Source organism: Pseudomonas sp. CVAP#3 (assembly GCF_018986375.1).
Lineage (GTDB): Bacteria > Pseudomonadota > Gammaproteobacteria > Pseudomonadales > Pseudomonadaceae > Aquipseudomonas > Aquipseudomonas helvetica.
In genome coordinates this window covers 210666-227869 of record NZ_JAHMSC010000010.1, presented here as the reverse complement: position 1 = coordinate 227869, position 17204 = coordinate 210666, and the positions used below count along the sequence as shown (strand labels likewise).

At 59.0% G+C, this 17204-nt stretch carries 5 protein-coding genes; 1 reads left to right on the top strand and 4 read right to left on the bottom strand.

Features of this window, described 5'->3' with window-relative positions:
* Positions 1-130: 130 nt before the first annotated feature.
* The 4 genes from KRR23_RS18810 to KRR23_RS18795 form a co-directional block, all read right to left on the bottom strand.
* Entirely contained in the window at positions 131-529 is a 399-nt protein-coding gene (locus KRR23_RS18810) for a hypothetical protein (RefSeq protein ID WP_216743719.1), read from the bottom strand.
* Positions 526-12384, bottom strand: coding sequence for a filamentous hemagglutinin N-terminal domain-containing protein (locus tag KRR23_RS18805; RefSeq protein WP_216743718.1), 11859 nt, complete (start codon positions 12382-12384; stop codon positions 526-528). The genes KRR23_RS18810 and KRR23_RS18805 overlap by 4 nt, the downstream gene beginning before the upstream one ends.
* A gap of 25 nt (positions 12385-12409) precedes the next feature.
* Positions 12410-14128 (bottom strand): ShlB/FhaC/HecB family hemolysin secretion/activation protein, encoded by a 1719-nt coding sequence (locus KRR23_RS18800; protein WP_216743717.1) that lies wholly within the window; start codon positions 14126-14128, stop codon positions 12410-12412.
* 228 nt (positions 14129-14356) lie between these two features.
* The gene (locus KRR23_RS18795; protein WP_019692457.1) at positions 14357-15703 is read right to left on the bottom strand and encodes a DEAD/DEAH box helicase; all 1347 of its coding nucleotides are present in this window, start codon (positions 15701-15703) and stop codon (positions 14357-14359) included.
* A 193-nt stretch (positions 15704-15896) separates the two neighbouring features.
* On the opposite strand from KRR23_RS18795, the gene KRR23_RS18790 reads away from it, so the two are divergent.
* A complete protein-coding gene (locus KRR23_RS18790) occupies positions 15897-17195 on the top strand; it encodes a mechanosensitive ion channel family protein (RefSeq protein ID WP_216743716.1) in 1299 nt (432 codons plus the stop codon).
* Positions 17196-17204 lie beyond the last annotated feature (9 nt).

Below are 17204 nucleotides of genomic sequence, written 5' to 3'. Positions count from 1 at the left end.
GGAAACACCCTGCCGTTAAAAAAGCAGGGCGGGTAGGCTTTGGATCTTGACGTAGGACCGGCTAATGGGTGTCCCCTATTCTGCTTTGGAATGGGTGGCTCAATTCTCCCCAATCCTCCTTTTGCACCAACTACCCCTCAGGAGATATCTGCCTCACCCAATCTTCTCTAAGTCCAACCAAAATATTCATAACATTAGAGTAAGTCAAGAATGGTAAAAATAGCGCAAATTGAGACAAGCCACATGTCACATCTAAGGGAACGTAAAAATCAACATCCCCCGAGCGACTCGCATTCGAAAACAGTTCTACATTCAGGTGACTTTCAATACTAGAAACATCAGAAAACAACACCTTATTCGCAACTTCATTCCTTCCAAAGGAAAAACCGTCAACATATACATCTAACCTTCCACCCTCTATACCAGTAGAAAATAAAATTTCACCCTCTTCAGCTTCCTCATGAAAGCGCCCTCGACCTGAAGCTTCAATATCTTTCATCCTTTTTTCAAGTGTTCGACGAATCTTCATTGTCCAACCCCTTTTAAAAACCCCCTCAAGCCATCCTTAGTTGCTGGAAAGCTAAAGGAAAAATTCCGATTTACATTATCAAAACTACCGGTCCCAAGCATAGAGCCTTCTGGGGATGCATAGCGACCTGTCAGAGTAATTTTTTCTGCACCTTGGGACTGAGCATAAGCAAGCATTTTCTTCAATGGTCCTGCTAACTCAGCGGCCCCATCGGCACCAACGCCAATGAATCCTTTCGAAGTCCCTATCGCAAACTCATCGAATGTCATTTCACTTCCGCTCATGGTGACTCTTGGAGAGTAGATGGTTCCCACACCATTAGCTGCATCAAAAGACACTTTACCTAATTCCTTAGGTATTTCTTTTGCACCTGTAAAGCTCGCATCATTAGCCGCTGGTGTACCGTCACCTACTACTTTTGTTTCACCAGACAGTAAATCGGTCGCTGGTCCTTTTGCACCTTTTGCAAACCACGAACCGGCCTTCCCAAGTATAGCGGCTAACCCTAAGCCAGAGAGCTCTCCGGCCATGAACGCGCCCCACGCCTTGACGAACTCATTCGCTGGCTGGACGCCCTCAAACCCTTGGCCTTGCGCGAGTGCCCGAGCGGCCTGATCAACCTCTTCAGATGAGGCCCCCTGATTTTGCATGTATTCCACAAGGGAAGTTGCCGCTTGCCCATATTCGGTTAAACCCGGAGGCAGGTGATCACCGAAATTATACTGGGTACCGTTCTGCGCCACCCAAGCCCCCTTCTCGAGCTTGCTTGCATCGACATCCTTTTGTGCTGCGGCAGCAAGAACACCAACGATCTGAGAGCTCATGGTCAACAGGGTTTTGTCGCCCTTGACCAGGTTATTCAGATGCCCGACCAGCGCCTCATTCGCTCCCGCCGCCAAGGCTCCCGTCTTGAAGTCCCCACCGCTCGCTTGAGCCAGTAGTCCGCCCACCATGGCGTGAATCGCGACCTTCGGCAGGGAACCGTCGGCAACCACGTCTTTCGTGTAATCGCCCACCGCGTTAAAACTGGCCGCCGCCAAGGTGTTGAACAAAGCGTTCTTCAGGGCATCGCTCATGCTGCCACCCTGCCCCAACGCCTTGCTCAGAAGCAGAGACGTTCCGCCTTGCAACGTCTGGTTTGCCGCAAACTGGCCGACGCCTGTCCAAGTGCTGAGATCCGGTCCGATGAGCTTCTTCGTTATTGCGTCGGTCTTGGTCCCCGTCCAACCGTCGAAGTAGGCTGCCGTCAGGCCCGCCGTAACGCCAGAAATGACATAGCCTTTGATCGCATCGGAAGAGGTCACGTCCTTGACTACAGCGCCCAGATTGCCTCGATTGTTGACTGCGCTAACGGTGGCGTTTGTTGATGCACCGGCAGCTATCGTACCTGCCGCAGCCCCCATGGCACCACCGCCCGCCATACCGGCAACGGCGGGACCGACAACGGCTGCCATGATGATCGCAATGATGATTTGCGAAGCAGGTCCTAACCCTGAGTTTTCGTACTTGAAGGACTCATGGATTTCCTTGACTAACTTCCAGTCCACATCACCGCGCTTTTCGGCGTCCTTGAGCCACGCCAGTTTTGGATCAGCCTTGACCATTGTGTCGATGGTCTGGCTGACAGTTTTTTGGTCAACCTGTTTAATGTCGATTTTCAGGCCATCGACGGCTTTGATCGCAATATTTCCAGCGGCAACCATCTGGCTCTGACGCAAGGTTTCGTCGGTATTGCCCTGGCCTTTGGAGGAGACCCAAAACGCGTTGTTGTCACTCTTCTCATGACTCTCCTGATGCAGATCCTTCACCCCTTCAAAGGTGATGGCACCTCCGCTTTGCAGCGTGATGTCCTTACCGCTTTCAAGCTTGGCCACCTGATACTTCTGATCCCCACCGCTGACGAGGGTCAGGTTCCCGCCGGTCTTGATTTCACTGCCGACGTTAGTGACCTTGGTCACTTCATCGCGCTGGGTTTCCTTGCTGCCCCAACTGCCTTTTTTCTTCATGTCGTACAGCGAGTAGTCGCTGTCTTGCGCAGCCAGCAGTTCGATTTTGTCTCCCGCCACCAGGTAGGCTTCATCCCCCGCGTTGACCTTGCTGGAAATAAGCGTCAGGTCCTTGCCCGCGTTCAGCGCAACATTGCCGCCTGCGTTAAGCGTGGTGGACACCTGCTGCACGTGGTCTTGCTGGTTTGTCACCTTCTTGTTATGGCTGTACGAGTGCTGCTCGTTCGCTGCCGAGGCCAGAGTCAGATCGCCGACAGCGCTCATGGCGATGTCACGCTTGGCATCGATCTGGCTGGCAATGGCAGTGAGGTCATGCCCAGCGTCGACTTTCAGATCACGGCCAACGTCAACACTGGAGCCGTACTGGGTGATCGTCTGATCGCGGCCGTCAGTGCCGTACTTGTTACTGGCGACTTGCTGGACGGAGGTGAGGTTGACGTCGCGACCAGCGCTGATCGTGGTGTCGGCGCCGCTTGTCAGCACGCCGCCGGTATTGTTGATATCGCGGCCCGCACGGATGGTCAGGTTGTTGGCGGCTTCCACACGGGCGGCGCTGTCGACGAAGTCAGTCCGCTCTCCGCGGTAACCGCCGGCACTTTCATGGGTGGTGACGGTGCGTTCGTTGATCACATCGCCCCGGATCGCCGTCAGGCTGACGTCACGCCCGGCAATGATGCCGCCGGCCTTGTTGACGAGGTTGTTGCCCGCCAACAGGTCCAGACGGTTGCCGGCTTCCACCAGACCGCTGTTGACCAAATCATTGCCGGCAGCCGCCGACAGGTTGTTGCTGGCGCGCAAGGTGCCGGCGTTGTTCAGGTCCTTGCCGGCGATCAGGCTGACGTCTTTACCTTGGATCAGCGCGCCATTGGCGGCCAGCCGGTTGTTGGTGTTGGCCAGGTACAGCACCGGCACCAACACCTGCTCGCCGTTCACCTCGGCGTTTTCCATCCAGACAATATCGTGGGTCAGGGCCGCGACTTGTTCGGAGGTCAGGCTCACGCCCAGTGACAGGTTGAGTGCCTGCTTGCTGGTGAGGGCGTTGTTCATCAGGTACTTGAACAGTGCTTCGTCCGAGGTCTGGCCATCGATGAAGCGCTGGCCGGTGCGGGCGACCACGGCTTGTTGAATCAGCTTCTGTTCGTAAAGGCCATCGCCCAGACGCTTGGCGCTTTTGTCCGGGTCGTAGCCGAGGTTCGCCAACAAGTAGTCCGAACTCATGAACTGCTTGAGGTCGGTGAGCACCGGGTTGGTTTCGATCAGGTATTTCTGCGGGTTGGACGGAACGGTGCTGGCCGGTAAGCCCTGGACACGGTTGACCGTGAAGGCACCTGGCTGAGTCGATTGGCCGGCGACCGGAGCCGCTTGGCTGATGGCAACGCTGGTCGCAGAACGGCCTGGCAACACTGCCCCCGAGGCCGGGTTCGCGCCCGGAACCGCCGCGTTGATCGCGCTGGCGCTGGTATCGATATTGGCCGCCTGGCGGGCCGCCGCTATCAGGTCAACCGAGGTGGCGGAAGCCTGGGCGATGTTGCCAATCTGGATCTCCCGCGCCTGACTGGCCGGCAGCGCCTGTTGACGTTGTGCCGCGCCAAGGCTGGCGCCGCCCATGGTCCAGCTTTGCGGACCGCTGGCGGCCGGAGTGCTGGTGCCTTGTCCGCTCAGGCGGAACAGACCGTTCTGGCCGGTGGGCAGGCTGAAGCCGGGAAGTGCTATCGGGTTGACTTGTTGTTGGGCCAGATCAGGTCGGAGTTGCGCGTTGATGTATATCGGCGTCGAGTAGCCACCGCCCGCACCCGTGTCAGTCTTGGTACGACCCGCCGCAACATAGGCATAGTACGGGCGAACCACGCTGTTGTTGATGTTCTGAGCAGCATTGAGGGTGACATTTGCGCCAGCCTGGATAATGGCATCCAGAGACTCACCGTTAATGACGCGGGTGTTGGCAGGCAGTTTTTCTCCCATCCAGGCCAGAAAGTTGCTCATGTCCGCTTCGACCGTGGCCGAAGGTGTCGGGTTGTTTCGTTTGGTGAAGACGTCAGCCAATCTAATGGCCGTGGCGGTTTCGTTGACCCAGCTCACGTACCTTCGAGTGGATTCGATTTCCTGCTCTTGCAAACCTTTGTTGTTGATCGTCGAAGCAGTAGCAGTTAAATCGCCAGCAGCTGTAAGACTGCTGCTGATGTTATTCACTTCTCCTGCGTTGATCGTCAGGTTCGCGCCGCTGTTGATCGAGGCGGCTTCAGAATGAAGCGTTATCTTCAAACGATCGGTTTCTGCAATTTCCCAAAGGCCGTTTCTGCGGCCACCGCCACGGTAGTCACATGCAGGACCCGCGATCAATGCACACGGCAATTCAGTGATGGTCGCGACACTTTTCTCATGCTCGGTGTATTGCAACACATCCATGACGTTATTAACCGTCGTGGCTGCGATAGTCAGATTACCCGTGCTATCAATCCCTCCGGACCTGTTGTCCAGCAGATCCGCCTTGGTCCCATTTTTGTCCCTGGCAATGAGCGTGTTACCCAGGCTATAGACCTGTCCGTAGCTGTTGGTGAAGCTTGGGCTCAAGAGCTGCATGTCGCCGCCACTGAAGATCAGCCCGTGATCGTTGACCAATGCTCCGGTGGTGACGGTCAGTTGCTGTCCGCTGCCCAGCGTCCCGAGGTTATTGATCCCACCTGCGGTCAGGTTCAGATTGGTAGCGGAAGTCAGCCGCCCCGAGTTGGTCAGTGGTCCGCCCACGGAGATCGATGTATCGCCACCGCCAGCGATACTGGCGGAACTGCTCAGACCAATCTGCGCCGCACTCAACCCCAGTGTGCCCAACGTGCTGAGACGACCATTGCCCCAGTAAGTACCGCCCAGGCTGAGGCTCATGCTGCCGTCACTGGCAATCAGCCCATCGTTGAACCAAGTGCCGCCAGTCCCCACGAAGCTGTCAGAGGCCAGTAGTTGACCGCTGGCGGTCTGAGTGAAGTTGTTAACGTTGACATTCAGACGCCCGGCCTGGATGACGCTGCTGTTGGTCCAACTGTCGGCGTTGAGGGTCAGGCCGCCGCGGGTGACCAGGGTGCCACCGGCCCCCATGACGTTCGCGGTGGAAATGTCGAAGGTGCCGGTGCCGACGTGCAACAGGCTGCCGCCGGTGTTGAGGAAGCTGCCGGCGCCGAGGGTCAGGTCGGTGTTGGCGGTTTCCAGGGTGCCGTTGCGGTTGTCGAACAGGCCACCAATCTGGAAGTCGGTTTTGCCGCTGGTGCCCAATGCACGCAACTGGCCGGTCTGGTTGTCGAGGCTGGCGGCTTTGATCGCCAGGGTCGTGTCGCTCTCGATGATGCCCAAGCGGTTGTTCAGGGCGCCGTTGAGGTTCAGGGTGATCTGGTTGCCGGCGATCTGGCCGTCGTTGTCGCCGCTATTGTCGAAGTTGTTGCCAGTGACGTTGACCTGGCCCTTGGCATAGAGGCCGCCGTTGCGGTTGTCGAAGTTGCCCGCGCCCGTGGCGATGACCGCATCGCCGGTTTGCGCCGAGATGCGCCCGCCGTAGTTATCGATACCGCCCAAGGCCGTCAGGTTCAAACGCTGTGCCTGGGTGATGCCACCCTGACGGTTGTTGTTCAGGTCGTAGCCGTTTTTCAAGACCCCCGTCAGGTGCGCAGTGAAGGCACCTTGCAGGCTGGCAAGCACACCGCCGCGGTTGTCGAGGTTGCCGGCGCTGATGGACAGGTCACCGGTCTTGGCCAGAATCCGACCGCTCTGGTTGTCAATATCGCCGCCCACGGTGAGGTTCAGGGCGCCCTGGCTTTGCAGCGTGCCCTTGGCGTTGTCGAGGCTGGCAGCCTGTACTTGCAGGCCTCCGTTCTGGCTGTAGATCAGGCCGTCGGCGCTGTTCTGCAGCGCTCCGCCCGTGGTCAAGGTCAACTGATCGTTGGCCGCGACGGTCCCGCGATTGCGGTTGTCGAGGCCGCCGGTGAGCAGCGTCATCAAGCCTTGGCTGGCGAGTTGGCCGCCCTGGTTGTTGATTTGCGATGAGCGCTGAACCCGTAGCGGCCCGGCGCTGGCAATCTTGCCGTTGGTGTTGGTCAGGGCACCGAGCAGGTCCAGCGTCACTGCGCCATTACCCACCAGGCTGCCGCTGCTGTTGTCCAGCGCGGTACCGGTGAAACTCAGGGCTTGTTGCGCATTGACGGTGCCGCCGGCGTTCCCCAGGGTCATCGCCTGCATCGCCAGGGTTGTACCGCTGTCGATCAAACCGCCCTGGGCGTTGTTCAGCAGACCGCTGACGGTCAGGGTCTGGCCGCTGCCGCTGGAAAGGATCCCGCCGTTGCTGTTATCCAGGCTCGCCGCACTGACAGCCAAGGCTTTCTGGCTGACCAGCGCACCGGCACCGCTGTTGAGAATCGCGCCGCTGACGGTCACACCGACATCGCCGCTACGACTCGACAATGTGCCGTTGTTGCGGTTGTCCAGGCTTGACGCATTAAGGCTCAGCCCTTGCCAGCCGGATACCAGACCACCCTGGTTGAGTACGTTGGCTGCGTTGACCGTCAGCAGGTTGTTGCTGATCAGTTTGCCGGCGCTGTTGTCCAGCGCGCGGGCGCTGAGGTTGACGCTCTGGCTGCTGGAAATTTCACCGTTCTGGTTAGTCAGGTCCCGCAGGTGATTGATGCTCAACGTGCCGGCGGTGGTGATCAGGCCGGCGCTGTTGTTCAGGTCGCCGGTGGCCGCACCAAGGTCGATGGCAATGGCGCTACCCAGTAACGAACCGCCCTGGTTGTTCAGTCCGGTGCTAGTGATGTTCAGGTCGGTGGTAGCGTTGATCAGGCCCTGGTTCTGGTTAGTGAGCTGGCCATCGACGTTCAGATTGAGATCGGCGCGGCTGGTCAGGGTGCCGCCGCTATTGTCCAGGCTGGCAGCCCGCACATCGAGGGCCGCGGCAGCGATCATGCCTTTGACACTGGCCAGTGCCTGGTTGATACGCAGGGTCAGGCCCTGGTTGCTCAGCAGTTTGCCGTTGCTGTTATCGAGGCTGTCGGCGGCCACGGTAAACGCCTGGGCACTGGAGATCTCGCCCCCCTGGTTGCTGACATTCTTGAGATTCTTGAGCATCAGCAACGGTGCGTTGATCAAACCGTTCTGGTTGTTCAGTTGACCGTGGTTCAGGTCCAGATCCAGCGACGTATTGCTGAACAGTTGCCCCCCTTGCTGATCCAGACCGGTAACGTTGGCGGTCAGGGCGGCGGTACTGGCGATGCGACCGCCGTCCTGATTGGTCAGTTGAGTGGTGGTCAGCTTCAGGCTGTCGCCGCTGCTCAGACGCCCGGCGTGGCTGTTGTCGAATGCCCCGGTGTTGACGAGTACCGCGCCTTTGCCGCTGATGCTGCCTTTATTGCGGTTGTCGAGGCTGGCGCTATTGAGTGTGAGGCCGGCGTCGGTGACGATCTCGCCGCCCTGGTTGGTCACGGCGCCAGTGGTGGTGAGCTTCAGCGCCCCCGCGCTGGAAATGCTGCCCGAGGTGTTGGTCAGGTTGGCGGCCTTGACCCCAAGGGTGCCTTCGGCACTCAGCAAGCCCAGGCTGTTATCCAGATCGTCCGCAAGATTGACCGCGAGGTTCTGCTGAGTCGTCAGCGAACCACCGTTGCTGTCCAGGCTGTTGCCCGTCAGGTTCAGTCCGGCCTTGCCCGACAGCAGACCTTTGGCGCGGTTGATCACCCGATCGACCGTCAACGCCAGTGCACCGTCGGCGAGCACCTGACCGCCATCGCTGTTATCCAGTGTGCTGCCGGTCAAGCTCACATCCGCCTTGCTCGACAATTCACCGCCACGGTTGTCGACCGCACCCACCGTCAGTTGCAACGCGTTGGTCGCGCCAACCAGACCGCCCTGGCGATTGTCGAGGGTTGCGCCTGTCAGCTGGAGCCCGCCGGTGGCGATCAGTTGACCACCCTGGTTGTTCAGGGTGGCGATGTTGGCCGTGACCTGCGATTTACCGGCGATTTGACCGTTGGTGTTGTCGAGGTTGTCGGCGTTCAGTTGCATGTCACCGTCGGCAATCAGCGTTCCGCCCTGATTGACCCACTGGTTTTGCACCGTCATTCCCAGCGTGCCATGGCTGCTGATGATCCCGTTGCTGTTATCCAGGCTGGCGCTGTGGAGGTCGAGGGTCTGGGCGGAGATCAGGCCTTTGACGCTGGCCAGTGCCTGATCGATGCGCAAGGTCAGCCCTTGGTTGCTGATTAACTTGCCGCTGCTGTTGTCGAGGTTTTGCGCGGTCAGTGTGAAGGCCTGTGCGCTGGAGATTTCACCGCCCTGGTTGTTGACGTCCTTGAGGTTTTTCAACATCAGCAACGGCGCATTGATCAGGCCGTTTCGGTTGTTCAACTGGCCCTGATTCAGGTCCAGGCTCAATGAGGTCTTGCTGAACAGCTCACCGCCTTGCTGATCGAAACCGGTCACGCTGGCGGTCAGTGCCTTGTCGCTGGCGATGCGGCTGGCAACACCATTGCTGACCTGGGTTGCGGTCAGGTCGAGGGTGTCGCCGCTGATCAAGCGACCGCCCTGGGTGTTGTCGAAGGTACCGGTGGTGACACGGGTCGCGCTTTTGCCACTGAGCAAGCCACTCTGGCTGTTGTTCAGGCTCTGACTGCCGAGGGTCAGATCACCATCAGTGGTGATCGAGCCATTCTGGTTGATCAGCGCTCCGGTCGTCGTCACCGTCAGCGCCCCGGCGCTCGACAGGCTACCGTTGCTGCTGTCGAGGCTGGCCGCGCTGAGATTCAGGGTGCCTTCGCTGCTGATCAGGCCTTTGATGTTGCTCAAGGCCTGGTCCAGGCGGATGTCCAACCCTTGCTGAGTGACGAGGCTGCCACCGCTGTTATCCAGGCTCTTACCCACGACAGTGGTCGCGCCCTTGCTGAACAACAGGCCCTTGGTCTGGTTGATGATCTGCGCCACTTTCAGGCCCAGATCCGTCCCGGCCAGCACCTTGCCGTTGTCGCTGTTGTTCAGGCTCTGGCCTTCGATGCTCACGTCAACGGCACTGGAGATTTCCCCGCCGCGGTTATCGACCTCATCGACGCTGAGTTTCAGCGCTTTTGTCGCGCCAACCAAACCGCCGTTACGGTTATCGAGCCCCTTGCCAGTGAGCGTCAGAATCCCCTGGGCGACCAGTTCACCCTTCTGGTTAGTCAATTGCCCGATGTTGGCCGTCAGGTCGCTTTTGCTGGAAACGCGGCCACCGCTGTTGTCAACGCTGACCGCGTCCAGCCGTACCGGGCCGACCGCACTGAGCAAGCCGCCACGGTTATCCAGATGATTACCGTTGAAGTTGATCGCGGTCTGGCTGTTGAGCAGGCCTTGCTCGCGGTTATCGAGTTGCCCGACGTTGAGTTGCAGGTCCTTGTCGGCGCGCACTTTGCCCGTGCGGTTGTCCAGCGAGTCGCTTTGCAGGGTCAAGCGATCCTTGCCAATCAAGCTGCCATTGCGGTTGTCGAGGCTGCCTGTCTGCAGATCGACCACGCCTTTGGCGCTTAGGTTGCCGTTCTGGTTATCGAACAGCCCAGCGATGCGCGCGGTCAGGCTGTCATCACTGACCAGGCTACCGTCGTGGCTGTTGTCCAGGCTGGCGGCGCTGATGCTGACGGTTTTCCCGGAACCGAGTACGCCGTTCCGGTTGTTCAGCGCACCGATCAAACCAATGTTCAGCGCCACATCGCCCGTGACCTGACCGTCGCTGTTATCCAGACTCGCAGCTTTGAGCGTGGTGCTGGTGGTACTGGAGACTTCGCCACTGTGATTGTTAAGGGCTCCATCGAGAATCAGGCTCAGGCCGGTTTTACTGGTAAACACACCATCGGTGTTATCCAGACTTCCAGCCCGGGCATCGAGCCCGGTGGCGGAAGTCAGCCCCTTAATGTTGCTCAGCGCCTGGTCGACACGCAGGGTCAGTCCTTGGTTACTGATCAGTTTGCCGTTGCTGTTGTCCAGGTTTCGGGCGGCCAGGGTGAAGGCCTGCGCACTGGAGATTTCGCCGTTCTGGTTGCCGACGTCCTTGAGGTTGTTCAACACCAGTAGCGGCGCATTGATCAGCCCGCCCTGGTTGTTCAGTTGCCCTTGGTTCAGGTCCAGGGTCAGCCCGCTGCTGCTGGTGAGTTGGCCGCCGTTGTGTTGGTCCAGACTGGTGACACTGGCGGTCAGCATCTGGTTACTGACAATCCGCCCGGCATTGCTGTTATCGACCTGTCCCGCATGCAGGTTCAGCGCATCGAGACTGCTCAGCTTGCCACCCTGGTTATTCACCCCGGCGCTGGCGGTAATGCTCAAGGCCTTGCCGGCCGAGACCAGACCGGCCACGTTGTCCAGCGAAGCGATTTGCAGGGTCAGGGTGTCGAGACTGGAAAGCTCGCCGCTGTTGTTATTCAGATAGCCCGCATGAGTGTCCAGGCTGCCGGCGCTGTTGATCAGCCCACCTTGGGCGTTGAGCAGTTGATTCGCTGTAACGCTCAGGCTGCCGGAGCTCAGCACCCGCCCTTTGTTTTGGTTATCCAGTGTGCCGACCGTCACTTGAGCGCGATTTTGCGCGCTCAACGTCCCGCCCTGGTTAGTCAGGGTTTGCGCGGTGTTGACCGTCAGGTTGCGGCTGGCGATCACGCTTTTACCGCTGTTGTTGAGGTTCTGTGCGCTGAGGTTGACGTCGCCGCTGGCGTTGCGACTGGTGTCGGCGTTGACCCCGGCCTCGATCACGCCATTGTTGGTCAGTTGGCCGCCGGCACTCAGGTTGATGCTGTCGCGAGCGGCGAGGGATTGCTGGTTGCTCAGGTCGCCCTGGGTTTGCACGGTGAGGGTGCTGCCGGCGTAAATCGGTCCCTGGGCATTGAGGCTGGCGGCTTTGATGTTCACCGCGCCATTGGCCGCCGAGGTGTCGGCCAGGCTTAGCTGGCCGTTGGCATCGAGCTGGATATCCCCGCCACTGGCGATCAGTTTGCCGTCGAGTTTCACCCCGACCCCGGCTTCGGTGCCGACCAGTTTGATCGCGCCGGCGTACATGCCGCCGAGGGCCGAGGAGTCGATCGCCAGTTCCGGCTGGGCGCTGCCGTCATTGGCCCGCGCCGTGGCGTTGAGAGTGTCGGCGTTGACGTCGTTGCGGCCGGCAACGATGGTCAGGTTGTTCGCCTGGATCTGGGCGTTGATCTTCGCGCTGCGGGTGATGATTTCGAAACGGTCGACGTTGCTTGCATTGATCCCCGCACCGTCGATGGAGACGCTGCCCTGGTCGACCTGGAAGCGGTCCAGACGACCGTTGTCGAGCACCGGTTTGCCGGTGGTCAAGGTCACCCGTGGGGTGTTGATAAACCCGCAACCATTGCAGCTGATGCCGTAGGGGTTGGCGACGATCACCCGCGCCGACTGCCCCGCCACTTCGGTGTAACCGTTCAGCTGGCTTGGGCTGCCGCCGTTGACTTCGTTGAGGATGGTTTGTGCCGACCCGCTGTTCTTCAGGTTCGGGTTGCCGACGATGTACCCGCCCAGTTGGGTGGCCGAGGTCTGGGTGGCGGCGTTGTTGAGGATCAAGCCCTGCAGGGTGACGTTGTAGTCGTGGAACTGGTTGTGCGAGAGACCCGTGGCATTGGGCGTGGCGATGTTGACGATCGGTACGCCATTGCCGGCGCGATCCAGGCTGGTGCCCGGCGCGCTGACCACGATGCCGTCCGCCTGCGCCCACATCGGTTGCCAGAACATCACGTTGGCGAGGAGGAACGCCAGGCCGCGTTTCGGCATACCCATGAAACGTTCACGGGGAATCACGGCAGCAGAAGGCTGTCCGGCCAGAATGGCCAGTTGGCGAACGTCCATATTCAGGTCTCGACAAAGCGGAAAGTTAGAGGAAGAAATCCACGCGGAAATAGATCGGGGCTTCGCGCTCGGTCAACGCATCCGGGCGTTCCAGCGAATGGGCGAAGGTCAACCTGACGCCAAGATGCGGACCCGTCGCTGAAAACTCGACCGCGTTGCCCGACAGTCGCCCGTGCTGCTCGCCGTTGTAGCGATCATTGCGGATCACGCCCACGTCGTAACCCAGGCCGGTGCTGTATTCGGTGAAGAATGGGTGCATCCAGTCCTGGGTCACCGGGCGGGTCCAGCTCAGGTCGTTGCGCCAGTAACCACCGCTGTCACCGGACAACGACTGATCCTTGTAACCACGGATCGACGACTGCCCGCCAAGGCTGGTGCGTTGTGAACTGAACAGCACATCTTCACTGCGCTGGCCGGTGAGCATGTTGCCGAACAGGAACGATTCGCCCCACAACTTGAACGGGTGCAGATAGCTGAGGGTCGCGGTGTATTTTCGGTAGCGCGCATCCGGCTCGCCCGGGCCGGGATGGCCGTTATCTTGAGCGCCGAAAGCGCCGATACCCTGCTGTATGCCCAGGTCGACGTTAGCGTATGCCCCGCCAATACGCCGACCGTGGTTGATACCTAACTGCGCCTCACTGAGGCGGTTACTGCTCAAGTCGAGCTTGCTGTCTTCGATGAAGTTATTGGTGCCCAGATAAGAAAAACCGGAAGTCAGCGACGTCTTGCTCTGTGCGTCACGGTAAATCACCCGCTCGGCGTGCAACTGATGGTTTTCACTGTCGCCAGTCTGCTTGAAGTTGTAGCCATTGGCCGCGATCTGCGAGCGGTACTCGTTGTGGTTGTAGACATAACTGAAGTTCCACCAGCCCCACGGCAGGGTGTAATTGAGCATTGCGCTGCTGGAGGTATGCTGGTGATCGCTCATCGCATCGTGGCGTCCTTGCAATGACAACTGATCGGCCAGCCCCAGAGGGCTGTCCCAGCCAAAACTGGTGCCCCACTGTTGCTCGCCGGTGCTGCGCTGGCCTTCGTTGCTGCGTGACAACCCTACACGCCAAGGCTTTTTCGAAGGGTTCTTGACCAGCACTTCGCTACCGCCGACGTTCTTGCCTGGGGCCAGCTCCATCTCCGCCTTATACGAGGGCAAACGGTTCAGTTGATCAATCAGTTGCTCAAGCTCACGCAGATTGAGCAACTCGCCAGCCTTGCCCGGAAAGGCCATGGCCAACTCACGGTCTGACAGCTTGCTGCCCTCTGCGCCTTTGATTCCTTCGAGCTTGCCCTCGACCATCAGCACCTTCAAATGACCGGCAGACAAATCCTGCTGCGGCAAGTAGGCACGGCTGGTGACCAGGCCTTTTTCGAGGTAGTGATCGGTGATGACTTTCAGCAACTCGTTGAGCTGAGTGACGCCCAGGCACCGGCCGATGTAAGGCTTGAGCAAGCGCTCCCGCTCACCGGCCCAGAGATGGTCGGCACCTTTGAGTTCGATGTCTTTGATCGGGAAACAACGGGTATCGGCAGGCGCTGTCGGGGCCGTCGGTTTGGCTGCTTTACCGGGCAGTTCCTTGAGTTCTTCCAGACGTCGGCGCTGCTCTTCGAGCAGGCGATCCTGACGGTCGCGGATCAGATCCTGTTCGCCGGGGGTGGACGCGGCATGGGCGAGGCTTACGACAGCGAAACACAGCAACAGACACGGCAAAGCCGCACACAACCTCTTCCCGAGGGTGGGCAGGTACATGTTCGATCCTTCGAGACGACGAGTGATATCAATATGATGGCTCAATACTAAAGTGACATCATTCTGACGTCAATAAACTTGTTGCGCATTTATTTCAGAGCGTGTCTTGATTGATACATACGAAACTCCTGACGGCGCTGACGTCAGTCTCAATCTCAAGATCGCCATAGGCCAAAAATGAAAAAACCCGGACACTGTCCGGGTTTTTTATGGGATCGCTAAGGCGCGTTATTCAGCGGCCGGTGCTTGCGGCTTGCGGCGCTTGAGCGGCGCCATGCCGTCCTTGCTGACCAGCGACAGGGCGTCGGTCTTCGGGCGGTTGGCGATCTTGCGTTTGGTCGGAGCCTTGGCGCCGGTCTTTTTCTTGTCGCCTTTGGCGTCGACCTTTTTCTTCTTCACGCCAACGGCTTTGCCCGAGGCCTTGACCTTTTTCGGTCCGCCGTAGGTGCCTTTGACTTCCTTGATGGTGCGGCGCTCGAAGCTCTGCTTGAGGTAGCGCTCGATGCTCGACATCAGGTTCCAGTCGCCGTGGCAGATCAGCGAGATGGCCAGGCCATCGTTGCCGGCACGACCGGTACGACCGATACGGTGAACGTATTCGTCGCCGCTGCGCGGCATGTCGAAGTTGATCACCAGGTCCAGGCCTTCCACGTCCAGGCCGCGGGCGGCAACGTCGGTGGCAACCAGGATCTTGACCCCGCCCTGCTTCAGGCGGTCGATCGCCAGCTTGCGATCCTTCTGGTCTTTCTCACCGTGCAAGACGAACGCCTTGTACTCCTGCGCCACCAGACGGCCGTAGATACGGTCGGCCATGGCCCGGGTGTTGGTGAAGACGATGGCCTTCTGGTAGGTCTCGTTGGCCAGCAACCAGTTAACGATCTGTTCTTTGTGCTGGTTGTGGTCAGCGGTGATGATTTGCTGACGGGTGGTGTCGTTCAACTGGCTGACGGCATTGAGCTGCAAGTGCTCAGGGTTGTTCAGGACCTTGGCGATCATCTCGCGCAGGCCCGAACCGCCGGTGGTCGCGGAGAACAGCATGGTCTGCTGACGGTTGGTGCACTCGTCGACCAGACGCTGTACGTCTTCGGCAAAACCCATGTCGAGCATGCGGTCGGCTTCGTCGAGTACCAGCACTTCAACTTCTTTCAAGTCGAGGTTGCCGGCGTTCAGTTGCTCGATCATCCGGCCCGGAGTACCGATCAGGATGTCCGGCACCTTGCGCAGCATGGCGGCCTGGACCTTGAAGTCTTCACCGCCGGTGATCAGGCCGGACTTGATGAAGGTGAACTGCGCGAAGCGTTCAACTTCCTTGATGGTCTGCTGGGCCAGCTCGCGAGTCGGCAGCAGGATCAGGGTTTTGATGCTGACGCGGACTTTGGCCGGACCGATCAAACGGTTGAGGATCGGCAATACGAATGCAGCGGTTTTGCCGCTACCGGTTTGCGCAGTCACCCGCAGGTCACGCCCTTGGAGCGCGAGCGGGATAGCCGCTGCTTGCACTGGCGTTGGCTCGACAAATTTAAGCTCGGCCACGGCTTTGAGCAGGCGTTCGTGCAGGGCGAATTGGGAAAACACGGGTGCTACCTCGAAGAAATACAAAAAATCAGCTGCATAGGGTAACGGTTTCGAGCGCGAAGGCCGAGTTTCTTTATGCAAACGGACGCAAACAATGGTGATTTTGTTAGCGGATTTGTCCCTGAACGTAACTCGATGCGTCTTAAATGCTCTAATCGCCCCTTCTCGTCCTACAGAAGAATCGTTTTAACCCATGGATCTCAAACAGCTCTGGCTCAATACCCAAGACCTCTGGGGCGCTCTCGACCAGCACCCGCTCGTACATTCCAGCCTGGCGCTGATGGTGCTGTTGGTGATCGCCTTGCTGCTCGGACGAGTGGCGCGCTATGTGGTGCTGCACGCCGTCAAATTGCTTGGCCGGCAACCGGCGATGCAGTGGTTCAACGATTTGTTCCAGAACAAGGTGTTCCATCGCCTGGCGCAAATGACCCCGTCGCTGGTGATCCAGTTCGGTTTGAACCTGGTGCCGGAACTGAGCAAAACCATTCAGAATTTCCTCGGCAACGTCGCCCTGTCCTTCACCATCCTGTTTTTGGTGCTGGCCCTGAGCGCCCTGCTCAACGCCTTGCTGGACATCTACGCACGCACCGAACATGCCCGCACGCGCTCGATCAAAGGCTACGTGCAGTTGGCGAAAATGGTGCTGTTCGTGTTTGGCGCGATCATCATCGTCGCGACCCTGATCGACCGTTCGCCGCTGTTGCTACTGTCGGGGCTGGGCGCCATGTCGGCAGTGATTCTGTTGGTCTACAAGGACACCCTGCTGTCGTTCGTCGCTAGCGTGCAACTGACCAGCAACGACATGCTGCGGGTTGGCGACTGGATCGAAATGCCGCAAGTGGGCGCCGATGGCGACGTGGTGGACATCACCCTGCATACGGTCAAGGTGCAGAACTTCGACAAAACCATCGTCTCGATCCCGACCTGGCGCTTGATGTCCGAGTCGTTCAAGAACTGGCGCGGCATGCAGCAGTCAGGCGGCCGACGGATCAAGCGCAGCCTGTTCATCGACGCCAGTGGCGTGCGCTTCATCCATGACGACGAAGAACATAAATTGACCCAGGTACGCTTGCTCACCGACTACATCAGCCGCAAGCAGGCCGAACTCAAGAGCTGGAACGAGGCCCAGGGCAACGTTTCGGCGATGTCGGCCAACCGCCGGCGGATGACTAACATTGGAACCTTTCGCGCCTATGCGTTGGCGTATTTGAAGAGTCATCCGGAGATTCAACCGAACATGACCTGCATGGTCCGCCAGATGCAAACCACTGCTCAGGGCGTGCCGCTGGAAATCTATTGCTTCACCCGCACCACGGCGTGGGCCGATTACGAGCGGATCCAGGGTGATATCTTCGATTATCTGTTGGCGGTGCTGCCGGAGTTTGGCTTGAGCCTGTATCAGCAACCGAGCGGCAATGATTTGCGTGCTGGGTTGTTGCCGGCGGTGCTCGGCGCAAGCCATATCCCCGAGCCAGAAAAACGCTCGATGTAGCTGCACAGT

What these genes read in the sequence shown, in the direction of transcription:
- KRR23_RS18800 (WP_216743717.1), bottom strand. Translation starts at nt 14,128, where the DNA reads ATGTACCTGCCCACCCTCGGGAAGAGGTTGTGTGCGGCTTTGCCGTGT.
- KRR23_RS18790 (WP_216743716.1), top strand. Translation starts at nt 15,897, where the DNA reads ATGGATCTCAAACAGCTCTGGCTCAATACCCAAGACCTCTGGGGCGCT.
- KRR23_RS18805 (WP_216743718.1), bottom strand. Translation starts at nt 12,384, where the DNA reads ATGGACGTTCGCCAACTGGCCATTCTGGCCGGACAGCCTTCTGCTGCC.
- KRR23_RS18810 (WP_216743719.1), bottom strand. Translation starts at nt 529, where the DNA reads ATGAAGATTCGTCGAACACTTGAAAAAAGGATGAAAGATATTGAAGCT.